The organism is Blautia segnis, assembly GCF_014287535.1.
GTDB lineage: Bacteria > Bacillota > Clostridia > Lachnospirales > Lachnospiraceae > Blautia_A > Blautia_A acetigignens.
Genome location: NZ_JACOOT010000038.1, coordinates 1 through 14,881, shown reverse-complemented (window position 1 = coordinate 14,881; position 14,881 = coordinate 1). Strand labels below are relative to the sequence as shown.

Genomic DNA, 14,881 nt, shown 5'->3' with positions numbered 1-14,881 from the left:
CCAATTTTTCACATACTATCCATACAGTACAAAATATGGAAGCAGATGAAATATACAGGAGGAACAGATAAATGAAAGCGACAGGAATTGTAAGAAGAATTGACGACCTGGGCAGGGTGGTCATACCCAAAGAAATCCGCCGGACTCTGCGAATCAAAGAAGGCACACCCCTTGAAATCTTTACCGACCGTGAAGGCGAAATCATCTTGAAAAAGTACTCCCCAATCGGAGAGCTGAGCATTTTCGCAAAAGAATACGCCGAATCCCTTTCCCAGTCCACCGGCATGCTTTCCTGCATTACCGACCACGACCAGGTAGTGGCTGCTGCCGGACCGGGAAGCAAAGAATTTATCGGGAAAATGATCAGCCACCAGTTAGAAGGCGTGATCAACGACAGGGAATCCAAATGCCTGAACACCAAAGACCGGGGCAAAATCCCCGTAGTGGACGAACAGCCTGACGTTTCCAGTTCCCAGGTCATCCACCCCATCATTGCCGCAGGCGACGCCATCGGCAGTGTCATCCTCATGGGAAAAGGCGACAAAGACATCATGGGTACCAACGTAAAACTCCTGGTCCAGACCGCCGCTGGATTCCTTGGACGGCAGATGGAGCAGTAACGCTTCACACACTTTTTCAGACAAAAAACTGCTGCACCCTGGTATATTTTTTATATGCCAGTCGGTACAGCAGTTTTATTTTTTCTTATTTCGCCTGCTCTCTCATCTTCTGTCTCTGTTTGGTAATATCGAAATACTCTGGAGAAATAATCCCATGCTTCACCAGCGCGTCAAAAACCTCTTTCTGTTCTGGCGTCATGGCCATTCCTACTGTGGAATTGTAATCTGTAAGCACGCATCCGGTTCTCTCGATCATCCAGAATAGTGCGGAGTCATTCTCCGGTATCATTTTCCAGATTTCTTTCTCCGGATATGGCAAAAGCGCCATCATGGTCTGGAGATGTCCATTCTCTTCGATCAGCCTGTAATCTCCATCCGGCATAATGATTCCATCTGAAAAATTCTGGATTTGATCAGCTTTCTGTAAAAGCTCTTCTGTTACCTTCACAATTAGTTACCCCCTGCAAATTCTTCGCAGCATTCTCTTAAATATGCTGCTTTCTTGAAACTCATTATACCATGCTGCAAACTTAAGTGCTATCTATTTTTGTCTTCCAGACAATTTCTGGCTGCCCCCAAACCCCAAAAACTTTTATTATAAAACTTTTCTAAAACCCCTTGCATTTTCGAAAAAAAATGGTATAGTTATTGCATACTTGATGACATAGTTTTTAATACTACGTATATTAGTTTTCGTTTTCCATTTGTCTGGAGGTGTTGTTTATGAAATTCAAATTAAAAGATCCCGGAAGCGCGATTACCCACGGTATTGCCTTTCTTCTGGCTGCTGCCGGAGCTGCGCCGCTTTTGATTCGTTCCTCAGTGTGGAGCGACCACATTCATGTTCTGGCACTTAGCATTTTTATTCTTACCATGATGCTGCTTTACGCGGCCAGCACACTTTATCACTCCGTTGATTCTACAGACAAGGTGAACCGACGTCTGAAAAAGCTGGATCACATGATGATCTTCGTAATGATTGCAGGCAGTTACACACCAGTGTGCCTAATCGTACTTCACGGCAAGATTGGTTATGCACTCTGCGCTCTTGTTTGGGCAACTGCAATCCTTGGTATTGTATTCAAAGGATTTTGGGTCACATGTCCCAAATGGGTATCTTCCATGCTGTACATTGGCATGGGCTGGCTGTGTGTTCTGGCCTTCGTTCCAATTATTCACGCACTTCCCAAGGCTGGGTTTGGATGGCTGCTTGCCGGCGGTATTATCTACACCATCGGCGGTGTGATCTACGCACTGAAGCTCCCCATTTTCAACGCCAGACACAAGAACTTTGGATCACATGAAATCTTCCATGTATTTATTATGCTGGGAAGTGCCTGCCACTTTATTGTGATGTATTGCTTTGTGGCAAATATGCCAGTGTAATGGCTTTTTCCTAAAACATATTTGAAAAAGGCTTTCTGCAATAATTTGTGAGACATTTTACCCGGATGAGGGACTCGTAGCTGGAGCCCGAATTCGGGTAAAATATACCGCAAATCAGGTATACAGGTCGAAATATTTTTTCCCATTCTGTCTACGGCAACTGAATTCGGACTAAATATACCGCAAAGTGGGGCGTGCAGATTGCGGGAATGATTTTTCAAACACGCTCTAGTCAGACGGCTGCTGCCCTCTGTCATCTCAAAATTCCATCAGCGCAAATTTCTTAGCCCGCGTCAGCTGCTTAATGGCATACTCCCGGCTCATCGCCTCCTCCTTCGTCGCGTATCCCTCATAATACACAAGGGTCACCGGCCGCTTCGTCTTCGTGTACTTCGCTCCGTTTTTCCCGCTGTTGTGCGCCTTCAGGCGCTTCTCCAGACAGTTTGTCCACCCGGTATAAAGGGTTCCGTCCGCGCACTGCACAATATAAGTATAATTCATTTTTATCCTTTCCAATTCCCGAATCTTTTATAGAGCATTACCACGTTTTTTCCAGTTGATAAGTATTTCCTGGCTTCTGGCAGCGTCAATTTCATTCTATGTAAAGGAGCACCGCCTTCGTCTTTCCCAACGGCCAGCACCCCTTATCTTTATAAAAAGCAATCGGTCCAAACTACAGTATTTCACCAACAAGCCCCATCATTTCCCTGCGGAGCCGGAAAAAAGCAGGTAGGACACAACACCGACTGCGAATTTTCCCACCTGCTTTATTATACGTTGTTTTTACTCTTTTGTGAATGCTGCCATCCTGTTATAAACACAATTTATAGCATACAAAGAGTTACTGCTCACACCGAGATCAGTAACCGCTTTGTTATTCATAAGCGGTTACTATCAAGAGCCTAAGCTCCCATCTTACGGCAGATATGCGATCGGATCAATGGGCTCTCCGTCCTTCTTCATTGCGAAATACAGGTTGCTGCCTTCCTCACTGTAATACTTGGTAGGCGCTGCAACATAGCCGATGATCTCTCCTTTTTCAACCGAGTCACCTTCTGCCACATCCAGATCTGTCAACTGTCCGTAAATTGCCTGATAGCCGTTTCCAAGCTCCATGGTCACGGTAGTTCCTGTCTCAGCGTCATTCTCAATGGAGTACACAGTGCCGTTCACGGCAGACACAACAGGTGCCCCTTCCACTGCCTGTACGGAAATCGCAGGACTTAATTTATACTGGTCAAGAGTTGGAAAATAAACGCTCTGATCCATGCTGTAGTCGATCATCACATGTCCGTTCACTGGCCATTCCATCAATGTATCCTCAGAAAAATTGATTTCCGGACTCTGATTCAGGGAAACCTGGGCATTCACGCTGGTACTCTCTCCGATGTCCGCAGAATTTTCAACACCTGTAAGATCAGCCGCATTATCCACCTCATTGGCAGCTTCCTTCACTACAGCTTCCTCATCCAAAATTCCTGTATCAGACATTTCGTCCATATCTGCCTCAACCAGGCTGGTTCCTGCCTCTGCCAGAGTTCCGGAATCCGCGGAACTTTCCCCATTCGCCGTATCGTTTTCCTGTGTACTTTCCAGGGGAAGCACCTCCTGAATATGTTCCTGTTTGTTTGACACCTGATAAGCTGTCACGCCCAAAACTGCCATCACTGCCAGAAGCGCGCCATTAAAAATAAATCTTGCTGTTCTGTTTTTCCTCATATTCTTTTCACCTCTACATACATTCTGTTCACAGCTGTTGTACCGTCTGTATTTATAGGGTGTCCAGAATAAACAGGCTTATTCATTTTATCTGCCAGATTTGTAAAAAATCTACACGGAATTTATATTTTGAAGCTCCATCTCCGGAAAATAAGCCTCCAGAATTTCCTCCCAGCTGCTGCCCTCCTTCGCCATCTCATTTCCCCCATACTGGGAAAAACCCAGCCCATGTCCTTTTCCCTTGCACAGAAACCGCACCGCATTTCCCACTTTTTGCATGGAAAAATCCGCCGAAGCCAGATGCATTCCCTCCCGGAAGCTTTCTCCCTCCAGCCAGCTTTCATCTACTGTCAAAGCGGTCACGTAGCCTGCACTGTCCCTTTTTTTGATCACAAGCCTGGCTGGAAGCTGACTTGCTGACACATATGTACTGTTTACATAATCCGGAGCATCCTTGTCCTGGCTGCTGTCCACAGATTTCAAATAGGAATATTCTTCATTATGAAAAACCTCCGCCCCATCCCTGGTCATTCCGCTGCTGATCTGGTGATACGGCACCAGCTTCAGTTCTCCCTGATAAGTAAGCACCTGCCCGGCAGTTGCATCTGCCGCGTTTTTATTTTCCTGCAGCGTATCAGCCTTTTTCATCATCTCCCAGATTTGGGACAAATGTCCTGGTGACAGAGTTCCATCCAGAATAAACGAATACTCTCCACCGCTATTTCTGTCCGTATTTTTCCCGGTAACTTCCCCGCTTACTTCTTCCATAATTTTCCCCGCCTGCTCCCCTGCTGCCAGCCGCCTGTACAAATTCGACCTGGCGATCACAGCCTGAGCCTTCACCGCTTCCTCCTCATAATCCCCTTTCAGCTGCACCATAAGCAGCAGTGGAACCATAACCTCCTCATCCGGAGAAGAAAGTAAAAGTGCTTTATCCGCACCGTTTAACAGAATCGTACACACATAAGGCATCAACAGAACAAGGGGAATGAAAAATCCCGAAGAACAAAACTTCCGAAACCACTTTCTCATGCCAGCCCCGTGCCGCCTTTTTCCCAATACCGTCCAGGCACAATTCGCGGCACACTCGTCCTTATCATTTTCTCCCTATTATATGCACAATTGCAAAAACTTATGAACCGTAGTATACTGAACCTGTTTTACAGAATTTTATAAATAATGGAGGTTTCTATGGGAGCAATACTTCTTGCACCTGTGTACATCCTGATCAACTTTTATGTGGTCCGCTGGATGATACGCTGGATGGGCGCATGTCACAGGCTTTTCCAGACTATGGCATTCCGCGTTTCCTTTGTGGGAATTTATATTATACTTGCCACTGCACTGCTCACCGGTTTTCTTGTGAAAAAACCGCTCAGCCTGCACCGCATTTTGAAGCATATTGGAAATTACTTTCTCGGTACTTTTATTTACATTCTTCTTGTAATCGCTGTTGTGGATTTCGGACGCCTGATACTGAAATACGTTTTCCACGCGCCCTTTATCGGACAGCGGAGCACCTTTGTGATCACCGGACTGATCTGCACGGTTCTGATCATTGCAGTCAGCATTTACGGAATTCTTCATGTCGCCAATGTGAAAACCACGCCTTATGAGGTTACTGTGGAAAAATCAGTGGACGGCATGGATTCCCTGAAAGTAGTTCTTCTTGCAGACACTCATTTCGGCTACAGCATGGGCACCGCCCAGGCAAAACGCATTGTGAAAAAAATCAATGCCGAAAATCCTGATGTCGTCTGTATTGCCGGAGATATTTTCGACAACGAATACGATGCAATTTCTGAACCGAATAAATTAAAGAAAATTTTAAAAGGGATCAAATCCAGATATGGGGTGTACGCCTGCTGGGGAAATCACGATCTCAACGAGCCGATTCTTGCAGGATTTACCTTTAATGGAACAGAAGACAGCTACAACGATCCAAGAATGGAAGAATTTCTTACAGATGCAGGCATTCACCTGCTGGATGACGAATCTGTACTGATTGACAACAAGTTTTACATAGTTGGGCGCCGGGACGCCTCCCGCTGTGAAAAAGTAGAAGGCTCCCGTCAGACTCCGGCCCAGCTTACCCAAGCGCTGGACCAGAGCAAACCAATTATATTTATCGATCATCAGCCGAAAGAGCTTTCAGAAACAGCTGCTGCCGGTGTGGATCTGGACCTTTGCGGTCACACTCATGACGGCCAGATTTTCCCCGGAAATCTCATTATCCATCTATTCTGGGAAAATTCCTGTGGCTACCTTCAGAAAGGAAGCATGCACAACATTGTCACTTCCGGGGCCGGAATCTGGGGACCAAGCATGAGAGTAGGAACCGACAGCGAGATCTGTCCTATCACCATTCATTTTACGAAATAACACCGTTTACAAAACATTTTTCAGGCAATCCTTATAGCTTTCCTCACAAAGGACTGCCTCTGCACACGGACTGCCGCATATACGGCAGTCCTTTTTTGAAATAAACATCTCTTATCCGGTTGCTGTTTTTATGAAAAACATCCCTTATTCGGTTGCTTCTTTTATAAAAAACATCCCGTATCCGATTGCTATTTTTTCCGCGCATTTCTGCGGCCGTCACTTTTCTTTTCTCCGCATCTGCCGCATGCATTTCTTCTGATGTCATTTTCTGCAATAATTTTCCTGAAATTAATTTCTCACGGACACTACAGGGGCCTTCACTGCATCCTGATCTTAACCAAGTCTGGGCGCCTGCAGCCTGTCCGCTCACAAGTACCTTTACGAACTGAAGTGCATTACCTTTTCCACAAAATACTCCTGTGACAAAGCCAACCATAACAGTCATCATCATATCAAAAAAATGCTTCATAAAGGTCCTCCTTTTTTTCATGCCTGTCCACAACCGCGATGGAACTGCGCACTTTCCATGATTGTGCAGGTATAGTTATTCTTATGCCTGTCCGCTTGCAGGATAGAACCTGATTTCTGAAAAATTTTTGCCAAATCACAGCCGCACTTTCCTTTTTTGCCTTATTGACACCGCAATTGTCCACTGCTACAATAAGCTCAATCAACTTTTGGTTATACTAATATAGCAGTTACCTAATATTCCCTTCACCAGAAAGGAGCAGCCTATGGCAAAAGAACAAATTGCAGTTGCAGAACTGATCACCAATATCATTCTTGGAAAAACCGATGGCGCAAGCAGAGTAGATTTTTTCCCGCAAAAGCCCAAGTTCCCATTTGACAAGCCCTATGAGCAGCCATTTCCCAGAGCAACACCGGAAAGCCAGGGCATTTCTTCCGATATGCTGGCGGATCTGCTCCGTGATCTGGTGGCTTCCCACTATACAGACATGCATCATTTCATGGTTCTTCGAAACGGGAAAGTCATCTGCGAAGCCAACTTCGCGCCTTATCGCAGCGGAATCTGGCATGTCACCCATTCCATGTGCAAAAGCATCACAGGAATGGCTATCGGACTTCTTGTAGAAGAGGGCAAGCTTTCCCTGGACGAAAATATTTATGATATTTTCCAGAAGAATTTGAATACCTTCACCAAAATTTTCCGTCCCACCGTCACCGTGGAGAATCTTCTCACCATGACCAGCGGCATCACCTTCAATGAATCCGGCATTGTGTCTGGCAACGACTGGCTCACCAGCTACATGAATTCTTCCATCACCGGAAACCCTGGGGAAAATTTCCTATACAACAGTCTGAACACCTATGTTCTTTCCGCAATTATCACAGAGCGCACTGGTCAGACACTTACAGAGTATCTGGAGCCGCGGCTTTTCGCTCCCCTTGGCATTACCCGTTATTTCTGGGAAACCTGTCCTAAGGGCATTACCAAGGGAGGATGGGGACTTTTCCTTTGTGCGGAAGACATGGCTAAACTTGGACAGCTTTATCTGCAGAAAGGCAAATGGAACGGCCAGCAGATCATTCCTGAATTCTGGGTGGAAGTTTCCACAGCCAAGCATAAGGAGAGCATCGAGGGCACTTACGGATACGGTTACCAGATATGGATGGAGGCCCGCCCCGGCAGCTTTGAATTTAACGGAATGCTGGGGCAGAACGTAATTGTTTATCCGGACATGAATATGGTAATCGTCACCAATGCAGGCAACAACGAGCTGTTTCAGAACTGCGTCATGCTGAATATTATCCGCAAGTATTTTCCACGGAAATTTCACCCTGCAGACGTTCTCCCTGAGAATCCATGCGCGCAGAGCCTGTTGAACCGCCTTACTGCCCAGTTAGAAAACGGCACCGCCACTGCCCAGACACTTTCATCCCTTCGAAAAGGCGGCTGGAAAAAGAATCCTGCCGGACTTCGCCGCAGCACCGGTGCCCGCCAGAATATCTGGAATTATGTGAAAGGAATTCCTTCACCTGATCCCCATCAGGCAGCCTTACAACTGAATGGGAAAATTTTTGAACTTTCTCCACAGAGCATTGGACTTTTTCCTCTGTTTATCCAGGTTTTCCACAATAATATGACGGAGGGTGTGCAAAAGCTTTCTTTCACCTGTGAAAAAGGGGAGTTCTCTGTAAACTTCCTGGAATCCGGAGAGTGGCATCCCCTCCCGGTTGGATTTGGACAGGCAAAGGAATCCTGGCTTACGCTTCATGAAGAGAGTTATCTGGTTGGTACCTGCGGAGAATTTACCACTGACGAAAATGGCACCGCTGTCCTGAAGCTTGAGATTACTTTTCTGGAAGAATGCGTGCGCAGAAAAATCCATATTTTCTTCCTGCCAGAGGATGAACTTCAGATTCGCTGGTACGAGACTCCGGGAAAAGGCATGATTATGGAAGGACTTGAATCTATCACGGAAGAAATCTCCAAAAACTTCCTCTATGGCACCTTCAAAGGTGCCGGCGGCCTGGAACTGCTTCACCGCATTATGGAACAGACCATTGAACCGGTCTCACATGGATATCTGGTGACAGAAGAGGAAGATCCGGGGGATTCTGAAGAAGGAACACTTGAGAAAGAAAATGCTGAAGTACCTGGTGCCCAAAGCGCAGTTGCATCCGTTGCTGACGATGCTGAACCTGCGGGTTCTACAGCTAAAGATTTGCAGGAATGAAATTAAAAATCCCATCGAAATACCTTGAGTCAGATACTCAAATATTTCGGTGGGATTTCCACATTTCACATTATTTTATTTTTAACTTAATTCTCATACCACAAGGTTCCATCCGGCCCTGTAAACGTTCCGTCTCCATTATCCGAATACGCACCAGAAGCATTATTTTCCCATTCTCCGGCACTGTTCTGATAAAGAGTCTGATAGTTCAGCCCTTCCTCATCCACAACAACCAAAGACGCCTGCGCATTCTCAGAAGGTGTTTCCGGCGCATCTTCTGACCCCTGTTCACCAGTTGCAGCCTGGGTCCATTCTCCGCCGCCATTTTCATAATACAGTCTTCCGCTGCCATCATACCAGTTTCCATCTGTGGCACGATATACATAATTTGCCCAGGAACCATCCTTCGCCCAAACTGTGACCTGTTCATCCGTTAAGGTAATTCCTCTGGTTTCGGCACTGCCTGTCACGGAGTCATCACTTGAATCCGTACCTGAATTTCCAGATTCAGAAGTACTGTCTGATGTACTTCCATCGTTAGTATCTATGCCCTCTGAATAATCAGCTTTACTCGTACTCTCACTGTTCAAAGTCTCGCTGCCATCTGCATTTATATTCCCGGAAGCAGATTGATTTCTTCCTGCAACGGAATCCTTGTCTCTTCCTGCTCCGTAAGAGCTATCAGAACTGTTTTCTGCTATAAGGTTTACATATTCTCCTGCAGCTCCCCGATCTGGCTGAAATTCCACCAGGTCACCTACAGCCGCCTGAACCGCATAGAAGGAAACTCCTACAAATACCTGAGCTCCCACCAAAATAGCTCCCAGCAATACTGCCGGAAAAACATTTTCCTTCAGGCACCTTAAATTTTTCATATACAAAATACGGTCCTTAAAAACCTTCTTGCCATCACTGAATCCCACTGACATATAAGGAATGTGATTTTGGCTCGCCGCAATCTTTAGCAATAGCTCCCCATATTTCATCCGATTCTTCATGGTATAATGGGCTGCCATTTTTCCGTCACAAAGATTTTCAATATCTTTCTCCGCTTCCCGCTGCATCAGGTAAAGGGCCGGGTTAAACCAGTAGATGGTTGTAACGATGAGCATCAGCATTTTATACCACAGGTCATGTCTCATATAATGGGACAGCTCATGGGAAAAGATAAATTCCAGTTCTTCCAGCGTGAATGCCTTTTCCGGCACATAAAGTCCGGGATTGCGAATTCCTGCCAGCATCGGGGAGGTAAGCCCTTCCCATACAAGAAGCCTTGGCGGATTTTTGATATGTTTCTTACGGCAGAGCCTGAAATACAATTCCTGCATTTCCTCATTATCTGCGGGGTAACTCCAACGCTCCATCTTATGCAAGGAAAAATAATAGCGCATACCCCTGGTGAAGCCAAACAGAAGAATTCCGCACAGCCAGATGATTCCTGCCGCATTCAGAAGCTTTTCGAGCGGCAGCGTGCCGTAACTGAGAGTAATCGTAGAAATACCTTTAGAAGGTACTTGTCCACTCTTAGCACTTTCTTCAGCTGCATTATTTACAGCATTAGACTTCTCATCAACAACTGTACTGATCAGATTTCCCGAAAGTACTGCATCTGTTGTGGAGGTTTCCCCAGCTTCATTTTTATTCTCCGCCTGGTTGCTGGCATTTTGTTTTCCCCTCCAGGAACTGCTTGCACTGCTATTTGCTTCCTTCTGCCCGATCTGAATCCTAAGCAGACTTCCTCCTGAGAAATCCACGGGTATCAGCAGAAAAACCATAACAATCAGCCACATATAATATTTCCATTTCGATGAATATTTTCCCTTCGTAAAATGTCCGATCCACACAGTTGCGCAGATTATCAATGCTGCAATCACATTCATCTTCAAAATCAGAAACATAAATGATGTCATAAATCCTCTTCTTTATCCTCCAGCTCCTCTAAAAAGTCATGAAGTTCTTTAATGTCATCCTGATTCATTTTTTTGCCCTGGTACAAAGAAGCCACAAATTTCTTCAGAGAATTGCCGTACAGCTTCTCCAGCACACTTTTGCTTTCACTCTGCTGATATTCCTCCTGGGAAATCAGCGGCGTGTAAAGATTCATTTTTCCCTGTTTTGTCACTTTCACAAAATTCTTTTTCTCCAGTCTGGTAAGAAGTGAAAGTATGGTTGTTGGCGCTAAAGCTTTTTTCTCATTTACCACACGTTCAATCTCAATTCTGGTCATCGGCGGCTCATACTTCCACAAAACCAGCATAATATCCAGTTCCGAATCTGGAAGACGGTTAATTGTTTTTTTCATCCTACTCTATCCCTCCTTATTGACACATCAAACACGCATATTCCTATTTAAGTTCTCCTTGTATATCCTCTCTATCTATATTTCCCACAATAGATAGTATGGTAATTAGCTGCTGGTCCCACCATGCACAGTAACGCAGAATGCAGCCAGTGAATAATCACTTTAATTCTACACTTGTAGTAATACTTTGTCAACAAAACTTGCAAATTTGCAATTTTAATACTATACTGAATATAACACAAAACCTCAGGAGGTATAGAATGATATCCAGAGAAAAACGACTTATCATAACCTTTCGCTGCACCACAGATGCCATCGCTATGGAAAAAGCCTGCAAGGCAGCCCAGGCACCTGGGCGGTTAATTCCTGTTCCAAGGGCGATTTCCGCCAGCTGCGGACTTTCCTGGTGCGCAGATCTTAACAGCCGTCAATCTCTCGAAGAACTGCTTTCACAGCAGGACCTGCAGCCTGAGGGAATTTATGAATGCATGATTTAACAGAATACCGACAAGTACTTATTAAAAATTTTTAAGGAGGAACTTTATATGCAGAACAAAACTGTAGACGCAAGAGGCATGGCATGCCCTCTTCCCGTAGTAAATGCCAAGAAAGCATCTGAAGAAATGACTGAAGGCGGTGTTCTTACCGTTCTGGTAGATAATGAAATCGCCGTTCAGAACCTGACTAAATTTGCAGCAAGCAGAGGCTTCCAGTCTTCCGCAGAGAAAAAAGGGGAAAAAGATTTCGCTGTAACCTTCCAGATTCCAGAGAAAGATGCACAGACTGCTGTTTCTCAGCCCACAGCCTCATCTGAACCAACCTGTGCTCCAGATTCCAAGAAGCACGGCCTTGTAGCTGTTCTGTCCGCCAACACCATGGGAAACGGAGAGGAACAGCTTGGCAAAATTCTTATGAAATCTTTCATCTTTGCCCTTACCAAACAGGATCATCTCCCGGAAACCATCCTTTGCTATAATTCCGGCGCTTACCTTACCTGCGAAGGTTCTGACTCTCTCGAAGATCTGAAGTCCCTGGAAGCAGAAGGCGTCAAAATCCTCACCTGCGGAACCTGCCTTGATTTCTACGGCCTAAAAGAGAAATTAGCCGTAGGCGGTGTTACAAACATGTATGAAATCGTAGAAATCATGGAAAACGCCGGAACTATTGTACGCCCATAATTCATTACTATAAAGCTTGTGCACAGCAATACCTTTTACGAGATTGCAAGCCACCAAAGATAGATCATCTTGTGCACCCCAAAATAGCGTTTGCTGCGCAAATAATATTACAAAAAAATCCAAGTTTTTAAGTATTTATATTACTACTTAAAAGCTTGGATTTTTTATACACCTCTTAGATATTTATCTATTAAAAAATCAATGTCCTTTATAAAGTCTTTGTGGCCCAGGAAATTTCTTCCGTTGTGATATAATCCGCCTTCCAGCCTACATACTGCCGCATGATCTGCTCACTGGTTATATCCCAGACTGCGATTTTAATTCCCTGTTTATGCAGATCATCTATTGTCTTTTGGTTCACATACGCACTGCTTACGCTAAGTTGAAAACCATAAACCCTAGCATCTCGAAGCGCAGACTCTGTAATTCCCTCCCTCATAATATACTGAATGCCTATTTTTGAATTAATCTGTCTCAATTTAATTAACGGCTTTTCCCGGAAAGAAATAACTATTGGCTGACGTTTGGAAGTTAGGAAAATCTTGTTCATTTGCTCTACTTCAGCATCTTTGCAAGTCCATTTCAGCTCAATGACCGGAGTTGCAAAATATTGATTGCAAACATTAATGTATTCCTGCAAAGTCGGTGTATAATTACCTGGATACAATTCTGCATTCATACCGCCAATAATGGGATAGGATTTCAACTCAGCATATGTAATCTTCTCAATTCTTTTATCAACACCGCACATGCGCATCAAATTACTGTCATGAGCTACTACATATACCCCATCAAGAGTTTTTCGTACATCACATTCCAGATATTTTGCACCTCGTGAACCAGCTAATTTAAAGGAGGGCAGCGTATTTTCAGGAGCTTCTCTTAGAAGCCCACGATGCATAATGAAATTTGTCTTCGTATATGTATAAGAAGTTCCCCGTGCTTTTACCTGAATAGTAACAGATGCTGTATACTTATATTTTCCATAAGATGTATAGGTAATTTTTGTTTTTCCTTTTTTCTTCGCATATACGGTACCATTCGAGGAAACACTGGCAATACTCGGTGCTGAAGATTTATAAACTGTTACAGAGCCTTTCTTTTTCGGAACAAGTGTAATGCCCTCACCCGTTTTCATAGAAACGCTACTGCCGTATGAATAAAATCCTGTTTTTACAGTCTTAGAATATACAAAAATTTTGCAGCGAATGTTCTTCTTACCCCTGCTGGCTGTAATATACGCACTTCCAGTCTTCTTGGCACGTATAATGCCCTTAGAAGAGACGGTAACAATTCCTTTATTAGAAGACTTCCATTTAAAAAGATCAGCCTTCACTTTCTTCTTTCCAGAATATACAGGAATTTCTTTTTTACTTCCAGTCTTTATTACTACCTTGGAGGCACTAAACGAATAAGTCTGTGCCTCTGTTGAAACAGGAAAGCAAAATAGAAAAACAATCATAATTCCCCATATTAACTTCTTCATAACATGCCCCCGTAATTTTTATTATTTTTTATAATTGTACAGGACAGTTTTCTATTATGCAAGTCATGTTTTCAAACAAAAAAAAGACCGAAAACCTATTTGAAGGTCTTCGGCATTTTTTTAGTGAAGCATCGGGGATTCGAACCCCGGACAACTTGATTAAAAGTCAAGTGCTCTACCAACTGAGCTAATGCTCCATATTATATTTTTTATTTTAAACGTCTGGGCTGTTTAGAAGAAGCCTTTGACATTTAAAATGCTCAGGCTTTTTCTAAACAGCCATCGCATTCAAAATGCCCAGAGCCGGAATCGAACCAGCGACACGAGGATTTTCAGTCCTCTGCTCTACCAACTGAGCTATCTGGGCATAAGTAGCGGGAATAGGATTTGAACCTATGACCTTCGGGTTATGAGCCCGACGAGCTTCCAGACTGCTCCATCCCGCGATATTTTATTCTTTTTCAAAGAAAAAGCCGATGATCGGACTCGAACCGATAACCTGCTGATTACAAATCAGCTGCTCTGCCAATTGAGCCACATCGGCGCGTAACCATTGGCTACAACAGATGAAATTATTCATCAAGTGGATGGAGAAGGATTCGAACCTTCGAAGGCATCGCCAGCAGATTTACAGTCTGTCCCCTTTGGCCACTCGGGAATCCATCCATAATATATGGGACCTATAGGGCTCGAACCTATGACCCTCTGCTTGTAAGGCAGATGCTCTCCCAGCTGAGCTAAGATCCCATAATATTTAATTATTACTGATTTTCATCAGTAGCGACCCGGAAGAGACTCGAACTCTCGACCTCCGCCGTGACAGGGCGGCGCTCCAACCAACTGAGCCACCGGGCCAAATAAAGGTTTGCACCTTCAAAACTACATACATGTTACATCCTTGTTCGGAATTTGTCAAGAATCTTTTTTCAACCTTGCGATTGTTGGTCAAGCCCTCACCCTATTAGTAGCAGTCAGCTCCGTGCGTTGCCGCACTTCCACCCCTGCCCTATCTACCTCGTCGTCTTCAAGGGGGTTTACTTCTTTCGAATGGGACATCTCATCTTGAGGGGGGCTTCACGCTTAGATGCCTTCAGCGTTTATCCCTTCCG

Annotated in this window: 16 protein-coding genes, 7 tRNA genes, 1 rRNA gene and 1 pseudogene; 8 read left to right on the top strand and 17 right to left on the bottom strand. The window is 44.6% G+C overall.

All coding sequences use genetic code 11. The annotated features are described in order from the left end of the window. Positions 1-71 precede the first annotated feature (71 nt). Positions 72-620 carry a stage V sporulation protein T gene (spoVT, locus tag H8S54_RS15905; RefSeq protein ID WP_021926057.1) on the top strand — a complete coding sequence of 183 codons (549 nt, stop codon included), beginning with the start codon at positions 72-74 and terminating at the stop codon, positions 618-620. Between the two features lie 85 nt (positions 621-705). Here the strand turns inward: spoVT and H8S54_RS15900 are convergent, their stop codons facing one another. Beyond that, positions 706-1,068, bottom strand: coding sequence for a hypothetical protein (locus H8S54_RS15900; protein WP_021926056.1), 363 nt, complete (start codon positions 1,066-1,068; stop codon positions 706-708). Positions 1,069-1,343: 275 nt separating this feature from the next. Between H8S54_RS15900 and trhA the strand changes: the two genes are divergently transcribed. After that, entirely contained in the window at positions 1,344-2,006 is a 663-nt protein-coding gene (gene trhA, locus H8S54_RS15895; protein WP_186901801.1) for a PAQR family membrane homeostasis protein TrhA, read from the top strand. A 40-nt stretch (positions 2,007-2,046) separates the two neighbouring features. After that, entirely contained in the window at positions 2,047-2,181 is a 135-nt protein-coding gene (locus H8S54_RS19495) for a DUF6783 domain-containing protein (RefSeq protein WP_408610296.1), read from the top strand. Here the strand turns inward: H8S54_RS19495 and H8S54_RS19490 are convergent. Continuing rightward, positions 2,150-2,227, bottom strand: a pseudogene (locus H8S54_RS19490) (DUF6783 domain-containing protein); the annotation flags it as partial. The gene H8S54_RS19495 and the pseudogene H8S54_RS19490 overlap by 32 nt on opposite strands. On the opposite strand from H8S54_RS19490, the gene H8S54_RS19485 reads away from it, so the two are divergent. After that, entirely contained in the window at positions 2,216-2,293 is a 78-nt protein-coding gene (locus H8S54_RS19485; protein ID WP_408610295.1) for a hypothetical protein, read from the top strand. The pseudogene H8S54_RS19490 and the gene H8S54_RS19485 sit on opposite strands and share 12 nt — an antisense overlap. Here the strand turns inward: H8S54_RS19485 and H8S54_RS15890 are convergent. The 3 genes from H8S54_RS15890 to H8S54_RS15880 all read right to left on the bottom strand — a co-directional run bounded on the left by H8S54_RS15890 (position 2,265) and on the right by H8S54_RS15880 (position 4,757). Further along, on the bottom strand, positions 2,265-2,507 hold the full coding sequence (locus H8S54_RS15890; protein ID WP_021926054.1) for a GIY-YIG nuclease family protein: 243 nt from the start codon (positions 2,505-2,507) through the stop codon (positions 2,265-2,267). The two genes, H8S54_RS19485 and H8S54_RS15890, sit on opposite strands and share 29 nt — an antisense overlap. 414 nt (positions 2,508-2,921) lie before the next feature. After that, positions 2,922-3,725 carry a M23 family metallopeptidase gene (locus H8S54_RS15885; protein WP_117852692.1) on the bottom strand — a complete coding sequence of 268 codons (804 nt, stop codon included), beginning with the start codon at positions 3,723-3,725 and terminating at the stop codon, positions 2,922-2,924. A gap of 111 nt (positions 3,726-3,836) precedes the next feature. Next, entirely contained in the window at positions 3,837-4,757 is a 921-nt protein-coding gene (locus H8S54_RS15880) for a SpoIID/LytB domain-containing protein (RefSeq protein WP_186901800.1), read from the bottom strand. Between the two features lie 159 nt (positions 4,758-4,916). Here H8S54_RS15880 and H8S54_RS15875 point away from each other — a divergent pair, with 159 nt between their 5' ends. Beyond that, positions 4,917-6,107, top strand: coding sequence for a metallophosphoesterase (locus tag H8S54_RS15875; protein WP_117852688.1), 1,191 nt, complete (start codon positions 4,917-4,919; stop codon positions 6,105-6,107). A 43-nt stretch (positions 6,108-6,150) separates the two neighbouring features. On the opposite strand, the gene H8S54_RS15870 is transcribed toward H8S54_RS15875, so the two are convergent. Continuing rightward, positions 6,151-6,576 (bottom strand): hypothetical protein, encoded by a 426-nt coding sequence (locus tag H8S54_RS15870; RefSeq protein ID WP_186901799.1) that lies wholly within the window; start codon positions 6,574-6,576, stop codon positions 6,151-6,153. 265 nt (positions 6,577-6,841) lie between these two features. Here H8S54_RS15870 and H8S54_RS15865 point away from each other — a divergent pair, with 265 nt between their 5' ends. Next, positions 6,842-8,806 (top strand): serine hydrolase domain-containing protein, encoded by a 1,965-nt coding sequence (locus tag H8S54_RS15865; protein ID WP_021926049.1) that lies wholly within the window; start codon positions 6,842-6,844, stop codon positions 8,804-8,806. An 86-nt stretch (positions 8,807-8,892) separates the two neighbouring features. Here the strand turns inward: H8S54_RS15865 and H8S54_RS15860 are convergent, their stop codons facing one another. Next, positions 8,893-10,716 (bottom strand): M56 family metallopeptidase, encoded by a 1,824-nt coding sequence (locus tag H8S54_RS15860; RefSeq protein ID WP_186901798.1) that lies wholly within the window; start codon positions 10,714-10,716, stop codon positions 8,893-8,895. Next, positions 10,713-11,108: a BlaI/MecI/CopY family transcriptional regulator gene (locus tag H8S54_RS15855; protein ID WP_021926047.1), complete on the bottom strand. Its 396-nt coding sequence runs from the start codon at positions 11,106-11,108 to the stop codon at positions 10,713-10,715. The genes H8S54_RS15860 and H8S54_RS15855 overlap by 4 nt, the downstream gene beginning before the upstream one ends. Positions 11,109-11,368: 260 nt before the next feature. Between H8S54_RS15855 and H8S54_RS15850 the strand changes: the two genes are divergently transcribed. Then, positions 11,369-11,605, top strand: a complete 237-nt coding sequence (locus tag H8S54_RS15850; RefSeq protein WP_021926046.1) for a DUF3343 domain-containing protein — start codon at positions 11,369-11,371, stop codon at positions 11,603-11,605. A gap of 48 nt (positions 11,606-11,653) precedes the next feature. Beyond that, entirely contained in the window at positions 11,654-12,286 is a 633-nt protein-coding gene (gene yedF, locus H8S54_RS15845) for a sulfurtransferase-like selenium metabolism protein YedF (protein WP_021926045.1), read from the top strand. A gap of 208 nt (positions 12,287-12,494) precedes the next feature. Here the strand turns inward: yedF and H8S54_RS15840 are convergent, their stop codons facing one another. The 9 genes from H8S54_RS15840 to H8S54_RS15800 all read right to left on the bottom strand — a co-directional run. Then, entirely contained in the window at positions 12,495-13,772 is a 1,278-nt protein-coding gene (locus H8S54_RS15840; RefSeq protein WP_186901797.1) for a glycerophosphodiester phosphodiesterase family protein, read from the bottom strand. Positions 13,773-13,896: 124 nt separating this feature from the next. After that, positions 13,897-13,969 (bottom strand) — tRNA-Lys (locus tag H8S54_RS15835). Positions 13,970-14,066: 97 nt separating this feature from the next. Next, positions 14,067-14,139, bottom strand: a tRNA-Phe gene (locus H8S54_RS15830). A 5-nt stretch (positions 14,140-14,144) separates the two neighbouring features. Beyond that, positions 14,145-14,218: transfer RNA gene (locus H8S54_RS15825), tRNA-Met, on the bottom strand. Between the two features lie 25 nt (positions 14,219-14,243). After that, positions 14,244-14,316: transfer RNA gene (locus H8S54_RS15820), tRNA-Thr, on the bottom strand. 40 nt (positions 14,317-14,356) lie between these two features. Then, positions 14,357-14,438: transfer RNA gene (locus tag H8S54_RS15815), tRNA-Tyr, on the bottom strand. Between the two features lie 8 nt (positions 14,439-14,446). Further along, positions 14,447-14,519, bottom strand: a tRNA-Val gene (locus H8S54_RS15810). Positions 14,520-14,553: 34 nt separating this feature from the next. Next, positions 14,554-14,627 (bottom strand) — tRNA-Asp (locus H8S54_RS15805). 86 nt (positions 14,628-14,713) lie between these two features. Next, a 23S ribosomal RNA gene (locus tag H8S54_RS15800) occupies positions 14,714-14,881 on the bottom strand; the annotation flags it as partial.